The organism is Vibrio nigripulchritudo (genome assembly GCF_027924785.1).
GTDB lineage: Bacteria > Pseudomonadota > Gammaproteobacteria > Enterobacterales > Vibrionaceae > Vibrio > Vibrio nigripulchritudo.
In genome coordinates this window covers 51,842-71,602 of the sequence record NZ_AP027049.1, presented here as the reverse complement: position 1 = coordinate 71,602, position 19,761 = coordinate 51,842, and the positions used below count along the sequence as shown (strand labels likewise).

Sequence of the window (19,761 nt, the reverse complement as noted above, 5' to 3'; positions counted from 1 at the left end):
ATTGCTGTTAGGAGAGAAGAATCATGAGTAAAGGGTATGTATGGGTCGTCGATGACGACAGCTCCATCCGCTGGGTAATGGAAAAAACCTTGTCCTCTGCACAAATCCAGTGCGAAACCTTTGCTGATGCTGAAAGCGTCCTGATGGCTTTTGAACGCCAGGTTCCAGACGTCCTGGTGTCTGACATTCGAATGCCTGGTATAGACGGGCTCGACTTACTCAAAGAAGTCCACCAGCAATACCCTGACCTGCCCGTGATTATTATGACGGCGCACTCCGACCTCGACGCGGCAGTGAATGCCTATCAGAAAGGGGCATTTGAATATCTGCCTAAACCGTTTGATATTGATGAAACCTTGACGCTTGTCGAACGCGCGATCGCCCACAGTTACGAACAACGAAAACACCAGTCAACGACTGACGCGTTCACCAGTAACGCTCCGGAAATCATTGGTGAAGCACCGGCGATGCAGGAAGTGTTTCGCGCCATTGGTCGCCTGTCTCGTTCTTCCATCTCAGTGTTGATCAATGGAGAATCTGGAACAGGTAAAGAACTGGTCGCGCACGCCCTTCATCGCCACAGCCCTCGTGCTAAAAACCCTTTCATTGCCCTGAACATGGCCGCGATACCGAAAGATCTGATTGAATCTGAGCTGTTTGGTCATGAAAAAGGCGCGTTTACTGGTGCCAACACCGTTCGTCAGGGACGTTTCGAGCAAGCCAATGGCGGCACACTGTTTTTGGATGAAATTGGTGACATGCCACTGGATATCCAGACGCGCCTGTTGCGTGTTCTGGCAGACGGGCAGTTCTACCGAGTAGGTGGACACTCCCCTATTAACGTGGATGTTCGCATCATCGCAGCGACTCACCAGAATCTGGAAAAACTGGTGCATGAAGGGGATTTTCGTGAAGATCTTTTCCACCGCCTGAACGTAATTCGGGTTCATATCCCCGCTCTGCGAGAACGTAAGCAGGACATCGAAAAGCTGGCGCAGCATTTCTTAAGCCTTGCGGCTGAAGAGTTGGGCGTCGAGATGAAAACCCTGCACACAGACACCATCGCCAACCTGAATCAACTTCCCTGGCCAGGAAACGTTCGTCAGCTAGAGAACATCTGTCGGTGGCTCACCGTAATGGCGAGCGGAAACGAAGTTCTTCCCTCTGACTTGCCACGAGAGCTCTTTGAAGACACAAAAACCATGCCCACTTCGCATGAAAATGGCGGCTGGCAGTCTCAACTAGAAGAATGGGCAAAAGAAGCACTTACTTCTGGTGAAACTGAGATCCTTTCTTATGCACTGCCAGAATTTGAACGTATACTCTTAAAGACAGCGCTAAACCATACGAATGGTCATAAGCAGGATGCGGCTAAAGTCCTGGGTTGGGGTCGTAATACACTCACTAGAAAACTAAAAGAGTTAAACATTCAGTAGAATTGTTTAAAAAAGACTCGCTAGCTTGTTTTCTAGCCTATACAATAGCGCCACTCCGACCAAATACAGAATGGCGTCCACTAACTTTATCTAGGGCAATGGCGAGCAACAAGATTACATTACGTACTGCAGTGATTTTACCTTTTGTGATCGTATTTATGTTCACTTTCGGTGTCATTGCGTTTGTTCAGAAGAGCAGCTTCGAAAACATGGTGTCTAACCTGAGCCATAAGCAGCTTATTGCCTTTACTGAGAACGTCAAAAGTCGCCTTTCTATCTTTCTTGATGAACCTTATCAAGCCAACATTACACTGAGTAAATCTCTCGAATTTAACGGTTTGTATGAACGCGGTGATCTGACTCGCATTGAAGATTACCTCTCAGTGAGTTTTAACCACCTCTATAAAAATATTCCTCATCTGGATGTGGTGGCTTTTGGTGGCAAAGAGGGGGAATTTGTCGGCTTTCGACGCGAGCCCGCGTCCGATTTCACTCTAATGCTCAAAGATAACCGAACGGAAGACGATCTGGTGATTTTCGCTGGGCGTAAAATCGAGTCTGGTGTGAAGTCTTCCTTTCAGGGGTACGACCCAAGAATTCGCCCGTGGTATGTACCTGCAGCAGAATCGCGCATGCCCGGATGGTCAAATATTTACACCAACGCGGACGAGCGTCAGGAAATCACTCTAAGTGCCACCAACCCGGTGATTGTGGACGACGAATTGATCGGTGTGATGGTGGCAGACATTAAGATCGACACCTTCAACAATTTTCTGATTTATCAAAAGAAGCGTACCGCGGCTTCCATATTCATCTTCGATCAGGATAGTCGGCTGGTTGCTCATTCCGATAACTCAAGCGTGGTTTCTAAAGGCACACCGAACACGGTGAAAGGTCAGCGGCTACAAGCACAGGAAAGCCCAAACCCTGTCATTCAGGCGAGCGCACAATACATTCTGGATAACCAGCTTATCGCCAGACAAGCCAGACCCGAAATGTTCTACTTCGTTACCAATGGAGAACGCTACTTCAACAAGCTATCTCGTTACGCCAACCCTTACGGCTTAGAATGGTACATCGTGGTGACCATTGCCGAGCATGATTTGCTTGGAGACTTACCTCAGCAGCAACAGCGCGGCTGGCTGATAGGCTTAACCGTTAGCCTTGTTGGATTTTTGCTTGGCGTGCTGGTGTTCAACCGGATTACTCACCCGATCACAACCACGGCAAACGCCGCCAGAGAAATTGCCAAAGGTGACTGGGACAGCCCGATGCCGGAGCCGGGGAAAATTTTCGAAACCAGCATGTTGGTGTCAGCCTTCAACAACATGACCCATAATCTTAAGTCCTCTTTTGAAGCACTGCGAACGCAACTGGTTTACGACTCTTTAACTCAGCTCTACAGCCGACAGGGGCTGATTGAAACCAGCAGTAATTTGAACAACTCTCGCCCTGGTTCTTTGATTCTTATCGGAATCGATCGTTTTCGCGACATCAATGACAGCCTAGGGCATTACAGTGGCGACCAGTTGCTGACCATCATCGCTCAGCGCCTCAAAAATCTGTGCAGTGATCGGGCGCTGCTGGCGAGAGTTGCCGGAGATGAGTTCGCCATTTACGACCCGAGCAACGGTTCTGAAACGGCGGTTGAGCACCTAGTAACTCGTATTAAACAATCCTTCAGTGCCCCTTTTAACATGGGTACAGAAACTGTAGTGGTGAATGTTTCCATTGGTATCGTGCTTTCCTGCGACCAAAACGACATGAGTACATGGTTAAGAAACGGCAGTATTGCACTCAGTCACGCCAAGCAGGATGCACTAAGAGTCGTTTACTATCGTCCTGAAATGGCAGACGTTTCTCGTAAGAAAACTCAGACTCTGGCAAGCCTGAATGAAGCCATTGCCGCCAGTGAATTTGTTCCTTTCTATCAACCTATTATTGATTTAGAAAGTGGGGAAATTGTGGGTGCAGAAGCTCTGGCGAGGTGGGTTTCAGAAGAAAATGGTGTCATACCACCGCTCGATTTCATTCCTGTGGCGGAAGAAAGTGGTCTAATTGGCGATATTGGCTCTCAGGTTTTGCTTAAAGCATGTACCGATACCGCGACAGCTATTCAAAATGGTCAGTGGCATCCCGATTTCAGTTTGCATGTGAATCTATCGGTCAATCAGCTATCGCAACCCGGTTTCACTGAAGAGCTGGAAATGGTGCTCAAGTACACTCGCCTTAGCGCACAAAACCTGACACTGGAAATTACCGAGTCCAAGATTGTCGATAATGACCCTATCATCTTGAAAAACATGCAAGCCATCAAAGACTTGAATGTGAAAATTGCGATTGATGATTTTGGTACGGGTTATTCTTCGCTCGCCTACCTGCATAAGCTGCCATTTGACTGCCTTAAGATTGATCGCTCTTTCATCGTTCAGATGGAGCGAGAGCAGATAGACACTTCGGTCGTCGCAGCCATCGTTAACATCACCAAAGGCTTTAAGGTCAACCTCGTGGCAGAAGGTGTTGAAACCACCGAGCAAGCTGAACTACTGCGCATGCTCGATTGTCCTCAAGCTCAAGGATTCCTGTTCAGCCGACCTGTCCCATTTTCGGAATGGCCAACAGATTTGGTGAACATAAAAGAAAAGCAGTCCTGATCAAACAATAAACTGCTGTTCTCCTACTGACAGGTTACTAAATGGTTTTTATACTTAGCCAAATTAGTCGCATTTAGGAAGTCAACATGATCACCAAGAACCTGCCGTTAACTGACATACACCGCCATTTGGACGGTAACATTCGCAGCCAGACTATCTTAGATCTGGGCAAAAAATTTGGCGTGGCACTTCCAGCGTACGACATAGAGTCGCTTCGTCCACACGTTCAGATTGTTGAAGCCGAGCCTTCCCTAGTGGCTTTTCTTTCAAAGCTGGATTGGGGTGTTGCGGTACTGGGCGACCTAGACGCGTGTCGTCGTGTGGCTTATGAAAACGTAGAAGATGCGATGAACGCGCAAATCGACTACGCAGAGCTACGTTTCTCTCCTTACTACATGGCAATGAAGCACAAGCTTCCGGTTGCCGGTGTGGTGGAAGCGGTAGTCGATGGTATTCAGGCGGGCGTTCGTGACTTTGGTGTGAAAACCAATCTTATCGGAATTATGAGCCGTACTTTTGGTCAGGATGCCTGTCAGCAAGAGCTTGATGGTCTTCTTGCACACAAAGACCATTTAGTCGCGATTGACCTAGCGGGTGACGAACTGGGTCAGCCGGGTGACCGTTTCGTTAAACACTTTAATCAGGTAAAAGACGCGGGTCTGCAAGTGACCATTCACGCAGGTGAAGCTGCAGGTGCAAAGAGCATGTGGCAGGCAATCCAAGAGCTTGGCGCTGTTCGTATCGGTCATGGTGTGAAAGCGGTTCACGATCCTAAGCTGATGGATTATCTGGCTGAGCACGGCATCGGTATTGAGTCTTGCTTAACATCCAACGTTCAGACCAGCACTGTTGAATCACTGGCTGCTCACCCACTGAAAACTTTCCTTGAGCATGGCATCAAAGCGTGTATCAACACCGATGACCCTGCGGTAGAAGGCATTGAGCAACCCTACGAATTTGAGGTTGCAGCCCCAGCAGCAGGCTTGAGCCAGGAGCAGATTCGTCAAGCACAAATCAACGGTTTGGACATTGCGTTCCTATCGGAAGCCGAAAAAGAAGCGCTGCGCGAAATGGCGAAAAATCGCTAAAAGTAGAGTGTTAAATAACAAAGGAGGCAATCGCCTCCTTTGTTTTTATATGGACCGCAAAATCAAGCCACGCCGTGCCCTTTTGATGCAGTCCAGACTCGATACCATTGCTCGCGAGTGAGAGTGATGTCTTTCGCTGCAACTGCCATTTTCACACGTTCAATCTTGCCGCTCCCAATGATTGGGATAGGACGAGACGGTAACGCCATTACCCAGGCAAACACCACCTGATCAATTGACTCAGCCGATACCTCTTCTTTGATTTCTTCCAATACTTTCAGTACTCGTTGGTGCTGATCTGTGGTTGGATTAAAGAGATTGCCACCAGCTAAACAAGACCACGCCATAGGGCGACGGCGCTGCAACTGCAACTGATGCAATGTTCCGTCTTCCAGGCTTTGCATATTGATTGGGTTAATTTCAACCTGATTGGTGACCAGTTTGATGTCGAGATAAGATTGCAGAGATGCAAATTCGTGAGTCGAGAAATTAGACACACCAAAGTTCAGCACCTTGCCAGAACTTCTCAACACTTCAAACGCTTTCGAGACTTCTTCAGGTTGAAGCAAAATATCCGGGCGGTGAAGTAAGAGTGTGTCCACATGGTCAACGCCTAGCTGCTTTAGCGAACGTTCCACTGAGGAAATGATTTCCTCGCGTCCACTGTCGTAGTAAGCGATTCCACCCTCAGACTGAGGTGCAATAATGCCCAGCTTTGTGATGATATGGAGCTGCTCACGCAGTGAAGGCTCTAACGCTAGTGCTTCTCCAAACAGGGTTTCACATGGAACGTCACTTCCGTAGATTGCTGCGTGGTCGACGGTTGTAATACCCAGTTCCACATGCTGCTTTACAAAGTCCAAACGCTCGGCAGGAGACATTCCCCATTCACCCATACGCCAGTACCCTTGAATCATTTCAATATCTGAAAGAGGGTCACCATTGTAGTTGCTTTTATCTTTTTGATTTGAAGACATAATTCCACCTATAAGACGCTTCTCATTTCTTAAATAGTAGACGGCACTTTTAGTCTATTGAACCCTATTCTCTGAATTAACTATTCTCTATAGTGAACAATAAAATGTGATATAAGGGATAATGTCATTAAAAGGAGTACTAATGAAACTGCCGCAAGAGATGAGACTGCACAAAAGGTTCGAACGCTACTATCTGTTTAGCGTGGTGGCAGAGTGCCTTAACTTCGGGCAGGCGGCAGATAAGCTAGGCATCTCACGCAGTTATCTTTCTACCCAAATCAATGCTCTGGAACGCGATCTGGACGTCACCTTGCTGATCCGCACCACCCGAAGTGTTCGCCTGACACAAGCAGGTCAAAAGGTATTATCGCAGATGCAAGGGGTTAACTCTTCGGTGCAGACCATGGAAAAGGAGATTCGGAAATCTGCTTCTGCAATTGAAGGCAAACTGACCATTACCTGCGCCGCGATTTTTGGACAACGCTACTTAACGCCTGCGTGCAGAGCCTTTCGTAAACTGCACCCGGACATCGAGTTCGACATCGACATTGGCTATACCAATCAAGACCTCACCCAACAGCCATTTGACCTTGCTATTCGGGCAACTAACACGCCGCCCGCCAATATGATTGCCAAGCATCTGATGGATTATCAGCATTTATGCTGCGCGTCTCCGGATTATCTCAATCTCTATGGCACCCCACAGACACCTGAAGAACTGGCTCGGCATAACTGCCTGTCAGACCCGCATCTCACCACATGGCGCTATCAACATCAGGGATTCGAGCGAGAGGTTGAGACTAAAGGACAGTTTTACGCCAACGATAATTTTTTACTCTATGAAGCCGCTGTTCAGGGAGAAGGCATCATTAAACTGCCTGATTATTTGGTGCAGCCTGCCATTCAAAAAGGGCAGCTAACACCGATTCTTACCAGTTACTTTACCCAGACTCGTGGCATCTATTTGATCTTTCCACAACAACTCAAACAAAGTGAGGCGTTACTCGCTTTTGCTCAGTTCTTACAGAATTGGGTTACGTCCAGCAGCATCAATTAAACAGAAAACTCAAAATAGTGTTTCATTTCGGCAATATCCCGTCACACCAACGACGTTTTCCAGTAGAATAGTGCCTACGTCAATTGAGCTGTATGAACATGAAAAAAATTATTCCTTTGGCTGCGATAGCCGCTTCACTGACCTCATTACCATCCCACGCAAAAAACGAAGCCCTAGAGACTTATGGCGATATTGCCCAGATTGGCATTCCGCTGACTGCGGCAATGATTTCCTGGTACAAGGACGATACTGAAGGTCTGATTCAATTAACTGAAGGGGCGCTCTACAACGCATTAGCCACACATGCGATAAAGTTTGCCGTCAACGCTGAGCGCCCAAATGGCGGTAACCATTCGTTTCCATCAGGGCATACTTCGGCTGCTACACAGGGGGCGGCGTATTTGCAGTTTCGCTATGGTTCTGCCTACGGCATTCCAGCGTACGGAGCAGCAGCTTTGGTGGGGTATTCTCGTGTAGATGCCAATCACCATTACTGGCGTGATGTGATTGCCGGAATGGCATTAGCAACCGGCGTTCAGTATGCAGTAACCGAATTAGGCTACTCGGTCACTGTGCTGCCTTATTTTACTGGAGAAGAAACCGGAGTAACGGCTCAAGTACGTTTTTAAGCCTGAATACAAAGCACGTTAAGCAATGACGTGCCCTTGAGCTGAGTGACTTTCCCGCTAGTAAAGAAGCCCTGCTGACTGATGCCCCAATAGGGCAAGTGCAAAGGCCACTTCTCTCTCGAAAGCTCTCCAGAATCAAGTATGCCTTGCCACTCTTTCTGGGTGGCAAGGCGCATACCTAGCAACCCACACACTTCTGTAGCCGAGTCATAATCCATACGATTCCATGGCTTGTCGTACTCCATATAGAAATGCTCGTAATCCCGGATAAACGGGATCGCGTAGGTCTTCTCGCCCAATTTAGCTTGCCTACGAACCAGAATATCCATCTCTGCCGCTTTTGATGCCGTTGATTGCTCAGGTGGTGTAACAACCATTTCTGGAGCAGGAGCAGGAGCAGGAGCAGGAGCAGGAGCAGGAGAGGTTACAGCAGATGGTGCTTTTGCCGGAGCACTTTTTGCGGTCTGTGTCGCCGCCGTTTGAGAGGGTTGATTCCTTATCTCTCGGATAAAGGCATCGCTGTATTTTGGAAGCTTACGGATCTGCCGCCATTCTTTCAGTGCAGTCGCATAATCATCGTACGGACCAATCAAACAACGATATTCTTTGCCGTAGCGCATCATCCAGACATCGGTCGAAATTCGCTGATAAACGGTTTTGGCTTTTCTCAGGGCAAGGGGCTTATCTAAAATGCCGCATTGAATCCAGAACAATTCCGCACTTCGGGAAGGCCCGCGTTTTCCCCACAAACCGTCGCCAATAGGACAATCGTTCTTGAGGACAGGAAGCTCGTTAGTGGATGCCTGTGTTGCATCACACAAGTATTCATCTGCCAAGGCGGGTTTGACTGCACTCACCCCAACAAGCAGCGTCGCCGCAATGGCGATCACCCATTTCATTGTTGAATTCGTGTCCATAACCTTCCCCAACACATTGCCTCCATAGCTATGTGAATGCAAAAAAAGAGCCTGCATAATGCCGGCTCTTAAGTTTATGAATATTTCCGATGGGAAATCAATGGTATTGGATCACCCTTTATAGATTTTCGGGTTAAATACATCTCGTAACCAGTCACCCAACAGGTTGATCACCAGTACCAAGGTCACCAGGACCAGACCTGGGAAGGCAGTAATCCACCATGCACCAGAGAATATGTAGTTAAATCCGATACTAATCAGCGCACCTAGTGACGGCTGATCAACGGGCAAACCCAAACCCAGGAATGACAGTGCCGCTTCAGACATGATGGCATTCGCCACCTGTACGGTAGAGATAACCAGAATAGGTGACAGGCAGTTAGGAAGAATATGGCGGAACATGATACGAGGCGATTTAAAGCCCATCACGCGCGCCGCTTCCACGTATTCTTTCTTCTTCTCAGCCAATACTGATGCTCGAATGGTACGTGCATACTGCGGCCATTCCGCCACACCAATGATCACCACCAGCATCACTACCGCATATTGAGCGTAGAAGTCACTACCGAAACTGGCTTTGAAAATCGCCGAAACGATGATTGCCACCATCATAGTTGAGAATGACAGCTGAACATCAGCAAAACGCATCAGGAAGCTATCAATACGACCACCGAAATAACCCGCAGACAAACCAATGATGATGCCCAAGAAAAGCTGTAAACCTACCGCCAGGAAACCAATCGTCAGCGACAAGCGAGAACCGTACAAAATGGTGGAAAAAATGTCACGACCTTGCTCATCGGTTCCAAGAAGGAATCGATCGTCTCCGTCTTCCATCCACGAAGGCGGAAGTTCAGAGTCCATGATATCAATCGAAGACAAATCGTATGGGTCAGACGGCGCAATGATCGGTGCCGCCAACGCCATCACCAAAAACAGCATAAACACGGTAAAGCTGAACATGGCGACTTTGTCTTTCAGGAAGTAGTACAAAAAGTCGGATTGTTTAAAGCGCTCCCAACTTGATGGAGCAGCATTTGTGTTATTCATGGTTATGCTCCTTTACCTGTCAGGTTCACGGTTGGGTTGATGATGCCGTACAGCAAGTCAACAATGGTGTTGGTCACCACGAAAATCAGCCCAACAAAAATCACGTACGCTGTAATCAACGGTGTGTCTACGCGGTTAATTGCTTCAAGGAAAAGGAAACCAGTACCTGGCCACTGGAAGACCGTTTCAGTCAGAATGGTATAGGCCACCATAGTACCAATCTGAACACCACCTACAGTAAGAACGGGTAGCATGGTATTTTTCAGTGCGTGCTGGTAGTAAATCTTGTTCAGTGCCAGACCTTTTGCCTTGCCAAACTTGATGTATTCAGAGCTCAGCACTTCCAGCATTTCAGAACGTACTAAACGAATAAACAATGGCAGCATAATGGATGACAGTGCCACACACGGCAAAATCAAGTGTGATAAACCATCTAGCGTAAAGAAGCCAGACTCCCATCCGAGCACGTTCGCGGTATCACCCCGCCCATAGGAAGGCAGCCAGCCGAGCTCAATGGAGAAAACGTACATCAGCATAATGGCGGTAAGGAAAACCGGAATCGAGATACCGATGCTGCTTCCTGCCATAACAATTTTGGTAAAGATGCTTTTTGGATGAATGGCGGAATATACGCCGAGTGGTATCGAACACACTATGATGATGAGGGTTGCCCCAAACACCAGTTCCAGCGTCGCCACCAGCTTATCCAGAATGACTTCAACCGCAGGGCGTTTGAAGAAATAAGATGTCCCTAGATCACCTTGTAGTGCATTGCCTACAAAGCGTGAATATTTGGTAATGAATGGATCGTTGAGCCCCAGCTCATCACGCAAGGCTTGTCGCTCTGCTTCCGAAACCGACTGACCTACCAGTTCCCGTAATGGGTCGCCAAGATTATCCTGAATGGCAAACGCCACCAAGCTGATCACAAACATCACTATCAGTGCCTGAAACAGGCGCTTGACGAGAAACGTAAACATTCCTTGCCCCTTAACTTTCCATGACTTTCATGTAATACCCTTCAGCCTCAAAAGTGGTACCTGGCTCGACTGAAAGAAAAAGCCAAGCACCAAAATAGACGAATCTATCAATCACCGACTGTTGGTTGTTTTATTGATACGCCAGACCTGCATTCAGGTCTGGCGCAAGTGGTGAAAGCTTCGCTTACTTAACAACCAAGTCGCCAAAGTAAGGGAAGTTCATACCGTTGATGATTGGACCAATTTCCACATTGCCTTTTGCAGCCCAAGAAGGGTCTTGCCAATGCAGAGGAACGAACGCTGCTTCATTGTATAGAATTTCTTCTACTTTCTTCAGAGCCGCACTACGCTTCCCAAGATCCGTCATCTTGTTGGTCTCTTCGATCAACTTGTCGACTTCTGCATTTGAGTAGTGACCACAGTTGTACTGACCTTTACCAGTGTCTGCATTACGCGACATCGCCAGGAACTCAGTGAAGTTACCAGAATCCTCTGTATCTGGGTGCCATCCGATCATCAGCATGTCAGCCGCACACTTATCAAACTCTGGCCAGTACTGCGCTTTAGGCATAGTCTTCAGATCAACCTTGATACCGATCTTAGACAGCATTGCCGCCGTTGCCTGAGCGATCTTGTCGTCGTTCACGTAACGGTTGTTTGGCGCCATCATGCTTAGATTGAAGCCGTTCTCGTAACCCGCTTCTTTCATTAGCTGCTTCGCTTTCTTAAGATCGTAACGAGGCTTAAGGTCTGGGTTGTGACCAACAAAACCAACTGGGCTTTGCTGACCTGCAGCCGTTGCCGCACCTTTCATTACTTTCTTAGTGATACCTTCGTTGTTGATTGCGTAAACAATCGCCTGACGAACGCGAGCATCTTTCAGTGCAGGGTTGCTGTTCTGGTTCATCTGGAACGTGATAACACGAGTACCAGGCATGGTATATAGGTCAACGCTGTCTGCTTTCTGAATACGCTTGTAGTCGTTTGGTGCAACAGGAGCAATCATGTCTACGTCACCAGCAAGCAGTGCAGCAACACGAGTCGCATCTTCTTTGATTGGAACCAGTGTTAGCTTATCAACGTTACCTTTCGAGCTACTGTCCCAGTAGCCATCGAAACGCTCAAACGTCACTTTTACGCCTTGCTCACGCTGCGTGATAACGAATGGACCCGTACCAGAAACGTTAGTCGATGCGTACGAGTTACCGTGCTTCACTAGCTCGTCTTTCGCTTTACCTTCTGCCGTATTACCTGAGTAGAACTTGCTGTCCATTGGGAACAGGTAAGTCATTACGTTTTCAACAAGTGGGTAAACGCCGTCAGTTTTAATTTCAACTTTGTAATCGCCTGCTTTGGTAATAGAAGCGATTGGACCAAAGATACCTTTAAAGTCCGGAGAGTTTTTCAGACGATTGAATGTCCAAACGACATCGTCTGCAGTCAACGTGTTGCCTGAGTGGAATTTAACGCCCTGACGAATATTGAAATGCATTGTTTGACCATCAATACGTTCCCAAGATTCAGCCAAACGAGGTTCGAATTCCATTTTCTGGTTAAAGCGGATAAGAGGATCAAATACCATGTGAGACATTTGCAGTGTGCCACCAGACAGCTGCTCATGTGGGTCCAGTGATACTGGGTCAGCATCGTAAGCAACTGTGATGTCTGCAGCTGCAACGCTGAAACTCAAGCCTGCAGCCATCAGCGCCATCGCTAATTTGGTCTTTATGGTTTTCATTGCATAACTCCTTATGCGGGAATCCAATCCCTAGTTGTTGTCTGTGTTGTGTTATTGCATTGCCACCAAGTCGCTAGGCGATCTTGATGTCTTCTCTTAAGCCTGTGAACTCAGGCATCAAAGAAATCAGTTGTTTACTGTACTCATGCTGCGGATCAGTAAAGAGCTGTTCCGTCGGGGCAACTTCAAGCAAAGTACCCATCTGCATCACGCCAATTCGGTCACACATCTGTCGAATTACCGGAAGGTCGTGACTAATAAACAGCATAGTCAAGTTCAGTTCGTCCTGAAGATCTTTGAGGAGGTTGAGAATCTGTGCCTGCACTGAAACATCCAGTGCTGAAGTAGGTTCATCACAAATCAGCAGGCGAGGTCGTGTCGCCAGTGCACGTGCGATGGAAATACGTTGTCTTTGTCCGCCGGAGAACTCATGGGGGTATTTCACTCCCGCCATTTTGCCCAAACCAACGTGCTCAAGCAGATCTTCAACAATCTGCCTGGTTTCGGATTCATTGCGTGTCAATTTGTGGAAACGAATCGGCTCCGCAATGATGTCGAAAATTTTCATTCGAGGGTTCATCGACGTGTATGGGTTCTGGAATACCATCTGCATCTGACGGCGCAAAGGACGGCGCTCGTTTTCAGATTTCAGAGACGTTAAGTCGATGCCTTCAAAGGTCACCTTACCCGAGTTAGGTGCGTAAAGACCGGCAATCACACGCGCAATGGTCGATTTACCTGAACCGGACTCGCCCACCAGACCAAAAGTTTCCCCTTCAAATACTTCAAAGCTGACGTTATTTGATGCCTGCACGTATTCACGGCGGCTTTCGAAGAACGAATCTTTAGTCACAAAGCGAAGGTTAACGTTTTCTACGTTAAGCAACGGACCCGTGTAATCACGGTGATCCTGGCTTTGACCCAACCAGTGATTCTTAACATCCAACGGTTCCATTTCATGCGCTTCTTCGATGTAGCTAACCAGCGGAAAGCGATCAAGCTTCACATCGGAACGAGGAACCGCAGAGATGAGGCTGCGTGTGTAGGAGTGGTCAGGATCACCCAATACTTTTTTGGTTGCGCCAAATTCGACTAAGTCACCACGATACATAACCGCCACGCGGTCAGTCACATTGGAAACCACACCCATATCGTGCGTTACCAACATACAACCAACGTTTTTCTCGATACACAATTCGCGAATCAAGTTCAGAATTTGGTCCTGAATGGACACATCCAGTGCTGTGGTTGGTTCGTCTGCAATAATAAGATCTGGCTCACCAGCCAAAGCTATGGCGATAACCACACGCTGACGCATACCACCAGAAAATTGGTGAGGATATTGTTTTAAACGGTTTTCAGGCTGAGGAATGCCCACCTGTTTCATGAGAGACAAAGCGCGATCGTACGCTTCGCTGTCTGACACATTCATGTTGGCATGAATGGTTTCTTTTAGTTGTTGTTCCACCGTGAACAGTGGATTAAGCGACGTCATCGGATCTTGAAAGATAAACCCGATTTTAGAGCCGCGCACCTGGCGCATCTCTTCTGGGGTCAATCCGGAGATTTTTTCTCCATCAAGGTAAACATCACCATTAGCGATCAAACCCGGAGGGCTCAGCAAATCGATAACCGCATTACCCACGGTCGATTTACCTGCGCCGGATTCGCCAACCACACCCACGATTTCGCCTCTCTCTATATTAAAAGAAAGCGATTTAACGGCTGCATGTACCCCATGCCGCGATGGGTATTCAATTCGAAGATTTTTAACTTCTAGTAGTGACATCACCAGACCTCTACTGCTTTGGCAGCTTTCTGCCCTGTCTGCAAGTTGATTCCATTCTCTATCCGGCTTTACATCCGGCTTTTAACAGGCAAACAATTTGGCAAATAATTCACACAAAAGCAACAAACAAAGCATAAATGCGCACAAAACACATCGTTCAAAGCAGAATTAATGCATATTAATTCACAAAAACAAACTATTAAGTCTAAACAAATATGCTAAAAAAACAAAATTATCATTTAACTTTCATAGGAATAGAAAGATAAATAGCGTAGCAACATGTTAATTAACACAATATTCGCAATTCACATTTAAGAATTTTTATTCGCCCGCACTTTTAACAAATAAAAAACATATCCCGCACAGTGGTGATTTTGCGAGATCTTTATCTATACAAATTCACAAATAGCAATATTTAGAATTAAATTTGAAACAATAAGCAAAATTTTCAACCGTCAAAGTTTTTAATCATAAAAAATCAAAAGCATTTTTCATTGCAATGACAGTCAATTACAGCGAATTAAACTAGTAATAAACGTAGAAAAACCCATTAATGTAGAAAAGTGCTCGGTTTTTCAGTAAGAACTCAGGTTGATGGCCGCACACTATTGGTATGCAAAGAAAAATAAGTTCCCACATAAAGAAACATGTAAAAACTTAAAACTCACTGCAATCTAGGCGGTAAATGTCGTGTAATAGACAAAAAATGGCGTTATCCAGCCCAAAAGATCTGACAGGTAGCATCACATCAACTGTAAATTTGACAGCCACCGTTTAACGAAAAGCTACTGGCTTTCTCCAGTTAGACTCTGAAATATAAACGATCAAAACCTCATTATTTCTAACAAGGCTTTCTAATAATGGTTGGTGAAGAGGGATTCGATGTGACAGGGCTTCCTGCGGACTGGCGCTCCAACTCACGACTCTATGCTATAAACCAGCAATCATCAAAACGAAAAAAGCCTCGTTATTTCTAACGAGGCTTTCTAATGATGGTCGGTGAAGAGGGATTCGATTGGGCTGGCATTCCAGCCCACGACCCTATGCTATGAAACATTTAGCCATCAAAATGAAAAAAGCCCCATTATTTCTAACGGGGCTTTCTAATAGTGGTCGGTGAAGAGGGATTCGATTGGACTGGCATTCCAGCCCACGACCCTATGCTATGAAACATTAGCCATCAAAATGAAAAAAGCCCCGTTATTTCTAACGGGGCTTTCTAATAGTGGTCGGTGAAGAGGGATTCGAACCCCCGACCCTCTGGTCCCAAACCAGATGCGCTACCAAACTGCGCTATTCACCGACAATGTATTCGTTTCTTATCGAAACTGGTAATCACTTACCAAATAATGGGGTGGCTAACGAGACTTGAACTCGCGACAACCGGAATCACAATCCGGGGCTCTACCAACTGAGCTATAGCCACCGCTAACTTTTTGTATAACCGCTTATGCGATTATTGAAATGGTGGTCGGTGAAGAGGGATTCGAACCCCCGACCCTCTGGTCCCAAACCAGATGCGCTACCAAACTGCGCTATTCACCGACAATGTCCCAGCACTTTTACTGGCATTCCCCCTTTATGGATCACCATAAAGCAAGAAAAAGAATAAATGGGGTGGCTAACGAGACTTGAACTCGCGACAACCGGAATCACAATCCGGGGCTCTACCAACTGAGCTATAGCCACCACTGAATTTACCGATTTAACTCCTTCCGGCGAAATGGCGCGCCCGAAAGGATTCGAACCTTCGACCTTTGGCTCCGGAGGCCAACGCTCTATCCAGCTGAGCTACGGGCGCATGCCCTATCGGCGGAGTGGAATAATACGTATATCACAAAGTGCCGTCTAGTGTTTTTTGCAGTTTTTTTATTGATTGTTGCCTTTTTCGGCAATTGGGATGTGATTAAACCCATGTCGCGAACAAGTTGTTGTTTATTGCAACAACCTGAGTCGCTATAATCACCTATTATTTATAATGATTTAACAGGTGTATTACACCTTTACGATCAAAAACCCTAGGTTTCGACGGGATGTGACGCGAAGTTTCAGAGTTGTTAGAAGTCGCATATGAGTGAGAGCTCGCCGCCACCAACTTAGGTAAATAACAAACTAAATAAAGATAAACATCGTATTTATCAAAGCCTGGAAATGTATAGCGAGTAATGGATATGTCACGTCGAGTAATTGGCCTTTTGGCAGCTACAATAACCTTTTCTAGTTTCTCTTTTGCAGCCAAAGTCAGCCAAGAAGAATATGATGCGATCGCTGAGCGCATTAAACCTGTCGGTCAAGTTTACCTGGCTGGCAGTGAACCTGCTTCCGCTGAGCCTGCTGGTCCACGCGATGGCGCTACCGTCTACAATGTTTTCTGTACTGCCTGTCATGGTACTGGAGTGAGTGGTGCGCCAATTAAAGGAGATGCTGCTCAATGGGCTCCGCGTATTGCTCAGGGAATGGACGTGATGACCGATCATGCCATTAACGGCTTCAATGCGATGCCTGCGAAAGGGGCTTGTATGGATTGTTCTGATGAAGAAATCATTGCTGCTATCGAGCATATGATCGAAGGGTTGTAACCTAGCCTTCAGAAACAGAAAGCTTATATAAAGGAAGAGCAACGAATGTCGTTGCTCTTTTTGTTTCTTTTCTACTTCTTAAACATGGCTTTTAAGTTGGCAATGTGAGCTTGCCCTTTTTGCATGCGTTCTTCCTGAGAAACAGGTTTTTTCACTTGCTCCCATTCCACATCGTCAAATGGTAATTCATCGAGAAAACGGCTGTGCTGAGGTTTGATTAATTCACCAAACTGTCGTCTCTCTTTACACAAGGTAAAAGTCAGCTCTTTTTGTGCTCGGGTAATCCCCACGTACATTAAGCGGCGTTCTTCATCGACATTCTCTTCATCGATACTGGTTTGGTGAGGCAATATTCCTTCTTCTGCCCCAATCAGATAGACGTATGGAAACTCCAGACCTTTCGATGCATGCAACGTCATCAACTGAACCTGATCCGCATCATCGTCATCTTCACCTCGTTCCATCATGTCGCGAAGCGTCAGGCGCTGTACTACCTCTTTTAACGTTTTTTCTTCGTTATCGTAGTTGTCGCCTTCAAGATCAGCCACAATCCAGCTGTAAAGATCAGAGACATTTTTCATCCGCATCTCAGCCGCTTTCGGGCTAGAAGAGGTTTCGTAGAGCCAGTCTTCGTAGTTAATATCCCGCACCAAAGAGCGTACAGCTTCTACCGTATTCCCTCGTTCTGCATTGTCGGAAATCGCCACGACCCATTGGACAAACTTCCGAAGGTTCTCCAATCCACGCCCAGACAAGTGCTGCTCCAACCCAAGCTCAAAGCTCGCTTCAAACAGACTTTTGCCACGCATGTTGGCGTAGCTGCCCAGCTTTTCCAGAGTCACCGGACCAATTTCACGGCGCGGCGTATTCACAATCCGAAGAAACGCGTTGTCGTCGTCCGGATTCACCAACACTCTTAAGTACGCCATGATGTCTTTGATTTCAGCGCGCGCAAAAAATGAGGTTCCACCGGAAATCTTATAAGGGATGCGGTTTTGCATCAGAGATTTTTCAATCAGACGCGACTGATGGTTACCTCGGTACAAAATCGCGTAGTCTTTATAGTCAGTGCGATTTAAGAATTTGTGGGCAATCAGTTCTCCTGTCACACGCTCCGCTTCATGATCCTCATTTTTAGAAGTAAGTACTTTCAGCATTTCCCCATCAGGAATTTCTGAAAAAAGTGTCTTTTCATACACGTGAGGGTTGTTGGCAATCAAGATATTCGCACTGCGAAGGATTCGGCTGGTAGAGCGATAATTTTGCTCTAGTTTAATCAGCCTTAGATTAGGATAATCTTGCCCTAGCAAAACCAAGTTTTGTGGCTTGGCTCCACGCCAGGAATAAATAGACTGATCATCGTCTCCCACAACGGTCAGACGCCCGCGCTCACCAACAATCAGTTTCACCAATTCGTATTGACTGGTGTTGGTATCCTGATATTCATCGACCAACAAATAGCGAATGCGATTTCGCCAGCGTTGGCGTACATCTTCATTGGACTTGAGTAGCATTACAGGCAAAGCAATCAGATCATCAAAATCCAGTGCGTTGTAGGCTTTCATCTGCTTTTGGTACATCTCAAAGCAATGACCAAACAGTTTTTCTTGCTCACCACGTGCACGTTCAATGGCTTGTGCTGGTGACCACATGTCATTTTTCCAGTTCGAAATATGGCTGAGCAATGAGCGCAGTAAGTCTTTATCACCATCGAGCTCTTTTTCGGTCAGTTCTTTCAACAGCGCCATCTGGTCTTGGTCATCAAACAGCGAGAACCCTGCTTTTAAGCCAAGTGCCTTGTATTCGCGCCGGATAATGTTCAGACCTAAGGTGTGAAACGTCGATACCATCAGACCTTTGGATTCCTGTTTACCAAGGGTTTGCCCGACTCGCTCTTTCATTTCCCGGGCAGCTTTGTTGGTAAAGGTAACCGCCGCAATATTACGTGCCTTGTAGTCACACTGCTGAACCAGATAAGCGATCTTATTGGTAATAACACGAGTTTTACCCGACCCTGCTCCTGCCAGAACCAGGCACGGACCAGACACGTATTTCACGGCTTCATCTTGTCTGGGGTTCAGCTTCATTTGATGTCTCTGCGGTTTCGAACTTTTGGAGGCATAGTGTAATTGCCTCTTCGGATTTATTCCAAGAAGAATTACCTCTTCAAATCTAAGATTCATGCAAATTAACTGTTGCATAGTCCTATAGGGTTAGAAGTATAATGAATGAACGTTCATTCACTTTTGCTTGGGTAACGCAAACTATAAGGATCAAACCCCGATGAGTAATGATAAGCGGTTGAAAATATTGCAAGCGACAGAAAAATTACTTGCAGAGGAAGGGTTCCATGGCATATCAATGCAAAAGGTTGCGCAATCCGCTAATGTAGCGGCAGGCACTATTTATCGTTATTTCAGCGACAAAGATGATTTGCTGATAGAAGTCCGGAAAATGGTCTCGCAGCGAATTGCCGATGTTGTACAGGCTAACGTCGATGATGAAATGCCTTTAAAACAACGTTTTCGCGTTATGTGGCTTAACATCTGGCACTTAGCCCGAACGGAAGGGCGAACACTGTGCAATCAACTCCAGTATGAGTCGCTACCCACGCCAACGTACATGAATGTCAGGGAACTAGAGCGGGAAATGTTTGCCAAAGTGGATCAAATGTTCACGGAAGGTAAACAACAAGGTGTTCTAAAACCTTTAGATAACCCAATTTTGTCTGGTCTTAGTTTGGAAGTGGGAGTTACTCTTGCTCGAAAACATGCCTTAGGGATCTTTCAACTCGATGATGACGCATTAGAAGCGGCGATTGAAGCCAGCTGGGATGCCATTGTTCAACACTAACTTGGAGTTCTGAA

General features: G+C 46.6%; 14 protein-coding genes and 5 tRNA genes. 7 read left to right on the top strand and 12 right to left on the bottom strand.

Annotation, left to right across the window (positions count from 1 at the left end):
* Positions 1-23: 23 nt before the first annotated feature.
* The 3 genes from glnG (at position 24) to add (ending at position 5,178) form a co-directional block, all read left to right on the top strand.
* Positions 24-1,436, top strand: a complete 1,413-nt coding sequence (gene glnG, locus QMG91_RS00340; RefSeq protein ID WP_281828125.1) for a nitrogen regulation protein NR(I) — start codon at positions 24-26, stop codon at positions 1,434-1,436.
* A gap of 98 nt (positions 1,437-1,534) precedes the next feature.
* Positions 1,535-4,090 carry a phosphodiesterase GepA gene (gene gepA, locus QMG91_RS00335; protein ID WP_022592337.1) on the top strand — a complete coding sequence of 852 codons (2,556 nt, stop codon included), beginning with the start codon at positions 1,535-1,537 and terminating at the stop codon, positions 4,088-4,090.
* An 86-nt stretch (positions 4,091-4,176) separates the two neighbouring features.
* Positions 4,177-5,178: an adenosine deaminase gene (gene add, locus QMG91_RS00330; protein ID WP_281828124.1), complete on the top strand. Its 1,002-nt coding sequence runs from the start codon at positions 4,177-4,179 to the stop codon at positions 5,176-5,178.
* Between the two features lie 62 nt (positions 5,179-5,240).
* Here add and QMG91_RS00325 read toward each other — a convergent pair whose 3' ends face one another.
* A complete protein-coding gene (locus QMG91_RS00325) occupies positions 5,241-6,155 on the bottom strand; it encodes an aldo/keto reductase (protein ID WP_281828123.1) in 915 nt (304 codons plus the stop codon).
* A 142-nt stretch (positions 6,156-6,297) separates the two neighbouring features.
* Here QMG91_RS00325 and QMG91_RS00320 point away from each other — a divergent pair, with 142 nt between their 5' ends.
* On the top strand, positions 6,298-7,212 hold the full coding sequence (locus QMG91_RS00320) for a LysR family transcriptional regulator (RefSeq protein ID WP_281828122.1): 915 nt from the start codon (positions 6,298-6,300) through the stop codon (positions 7,210-7,212).
* Positions 7,213-7,310: 98 nt separating this feature from the next.
* Entirely contained in the window at positions 7,311-7,841 is a 531-nt protein-coding gene (locus QMG91_RS00315) for a phosphatase PAP2 family protein (RefSeq protein ID WP_281828121.1), read from the top strand.
* Here the strand turns inward: QMG91_RS00315 and QMG91_RS00310 are convergent.
* The 10 genes from QMG91_RS00310 to QMG91_RS00265 form a co-directional block, all read right to left on the bottom strand.
* Positions 7,838-8,758: an SPOR domain-containing protein gene (locus QMG91_RS00310; protein ID WP_281870115.1), complete on the bottom strand. Its 921-nt coding sequence runs from the start codon at positions 8,756-8,758 to the stop codon at positions 7,838-7,840. The two genes, QMG91_RS00315 and QMG91_RS00310, sit on opposite strands and share 4 nt — an antisense overlap.
* Positions 8,759-8,869: 111 nt before the next feature.
* Entirely contained in the window at positions 8,870-9,808 is a 939-nt protein-coding gene (locus QMG91_RS00305; protein ID WP_281828119.1) for an ABC transporter permease, read from the bottom strand.
* 2 nt (positions 9,809-9,810) lie between these two features.
* Complete coding sequence (locus tag QMG91_RS00300) at positions 9,811-10,788, bottom strand: ABC transporter permease (RefSeq protein WP_004405615.1); 978 nt, start codon at positions 10,786-10,788, stop codon at positions 9,811-9,813.
* A 184-nt stretch (positions 10,789-10,972) separates the two neighbouring features.
* On the bottom strand, positions 10,973-12,526 hold the full coding sequence (locus QMG91_RS00295) for an ABC transporter substrate-binding protein (protein ID WP_022591007.1): 1,554 nt from the start codon (positions 12,524-12,526) through the stop codon (positions 10,973-10,975).
* A gap of 73 nt (positions 12,527-12,599) precedes the next feature.
* Positions 12,600-14,315 (bottom strand): dipeptide ABC transporter ATP-binding protein, encoded by a 1,716-nt coding sequence (locus QMG91_RS00290; protein WP_022591008.1) that lies wholly within the window; start codon positions 14,313-14,315, stop codon positions 12,600-12,602.
* 1,226 nt (positions 14,316-15,541) lie between these two features.
* A tRNA-Pro gene (locus QMG91_RS00285) sits at positions 15,542-15,618 on the bottom strand.
* Between the two features lie 47 nt (positions 15,619-15,665).
* Positions 15,666-15,741: transfer RNA gene (locus QMG91_RS00280), tRNA-His, on the bottom strand.
* 42 nt (positions 15,742-15,783) lie between these two features.
* Positions 15,784-15,860: transfer RNA gene (locus tag QMG91_RS00275), tRNA-Pro, on the bottom strand.
* A gap of 68 nt (positions 15,861-15,928) precedes the next feature.
* Positions 15,929-16,004: transfer RNA gene (locus QMG91_RS00270), tRNA-His, on the bottom strand.
* Between the two features lie 35 nt (positions 16,005-16,039).
* Positions 16,040-16,116, bottom strand: a tRNA-Arg gene (locus QMG91_RS00265).
* A 364-nt stretch (positions 16,117-16,480) separates the two neighbouring features.
* Between QMG91_RS00265 and QMG91_RS00260 the strand changes: the two genes are divergently transcribed.
* Entirely contained in the window at positions 16,481-16,894 is a 414-nt protein-coding gene (locus QMG91_RS00260; protein ID WP_004399654.1) for a c-type cytochrome, read from the top strand.
* Positions 16,895-16,965: 71 nt separating this feature from the next.
* Here the strand turns inward: QMG91_RS00260 and rep are convergent, their stop codons facing one another.
* The gene (rep, locus tag QMG91_RS00255; RefSeq protein ID WP_004399653.1) at positions 16,966-18,981 is read right to left on the bottom strand and encodes a DNA helicase Rep; all 2,016 of its coding nucleotides are present in this window, start codon (positions 18,979-18,981) and stop codon (positions 16,966-16,968) included.
* Positions 18,982-19,177: 196 nt separating this feature from the next.
* Here rep and QMG91_RS00250 point away from each other — a divergent pair, with 196 nt between their 5' ends.
* On the top strand, positions 19,178-19,747 hold the full coding sequence (locus QMG91_RS00250; protein WP_281828118.1) for a TetR/AcrR family transcriptional regulator: 570 nt from the start codon (positions 19,178-19,180) through the stop codon (positions 19,745-19,747).
* Positions 19,748-19,761: the final 14 nt, after the last annotated feature.

Bases quoted from the DNA above. Each gene is read 5' to 3' on its own strand.
- QMG91_RS00250 (WP_281828118.1), top strand. From the start codon at position 19,178: ATGAGTAATGATAAGCGGTTGAAAATATTGCAAGCGACAGAAAAATTA.
- QMG91_RS00315 (WP_281828121.1), top strand. From the start codon at position 7,311: ATGAAAAAAATTATTCCTTTGGCTGCGATAGCCGCTTCACTGACCTCA.
- QMG91_RS00300 (WP_004405615.1), bottom strand. From the start codon at position 10,788: ATGTTTACGTTTCTCGTCAAGCGCCTGTTTCAGGCACTGATAGTGATG.
- add (WP_281828124.1), top strand. From the start codon at position 4,177: ATGATCACCAAGAACCTGCCGTTAACTGACATACACCGCCATTTGGAC.
- rep (WP_004399653.1), bottom strand. From the start codon at position 18,981: ATGAAGCTGAACCCCAGACAAGATGAAGCCGTGAAATACGTGTCTGGT.
- QMG91_RS00305 (WP_281828119.1), bottom strand. From the start codon at position 9,808: ATGAATAACACAAATGCTGCTCCATCAAGTTGGGAGCGCTTTAAACAA.
- gepA (WP_022592337.1), top strand. From the start codon at position 1,535: ATGGCGAGCAACAAGATTACATTACGTACTGCAGTGATTTTACCTTTT.
- QMG91_RS00295 (WP_022591007.1), bottom strand. From the start codon at position 12,526: ATGAAAACCATAAAGACCAAATTAGCGATGGCGCTGATGGCTGCAGGC.
- QMG91_RS00310 (WP_281870115.1), bottom strand. From the start codon at position 8,758: ATGGACACGAATTCAACAATGAAATGGGTGATCGCCATTGCGGCGACG.
- QMG91_RS00290 (WP_022591008.1), bottom strand. From the start codon at position 14,315: ATGTCACTACTAGAAGTTAAAAATCTTCGAATTGAATACCCATCGCGG.
- QMG91_RS00260 (WP_004399654.1), top strand. From the start codon at position 16,481: ATGGATATGTCACGTCGAGTAATTGGCCTTTTGGCAGCTACAATAACC.
- QMG91_RS00325 (WP_281828123.1), bottom strand. From the start codon at position 6,155: ATGTCTTCAAATCAAAAAGATAAAAGCAACTACAATGGTGACCCTCTT.
- glnG (WP_281828125.1), top strand. From the start codon at position 24: ATGAGTAAAGGGTATGTATGGGTCGTCGATGACGACAGCTCCATCCGC.
- QMG91_RS00320 (WP_281828122.1), top strand. From the start codon at position 6,298: ATGAAACTGCCGCAAGAGATGAGACTGCACAAAAGGTTCGAACGCTAC.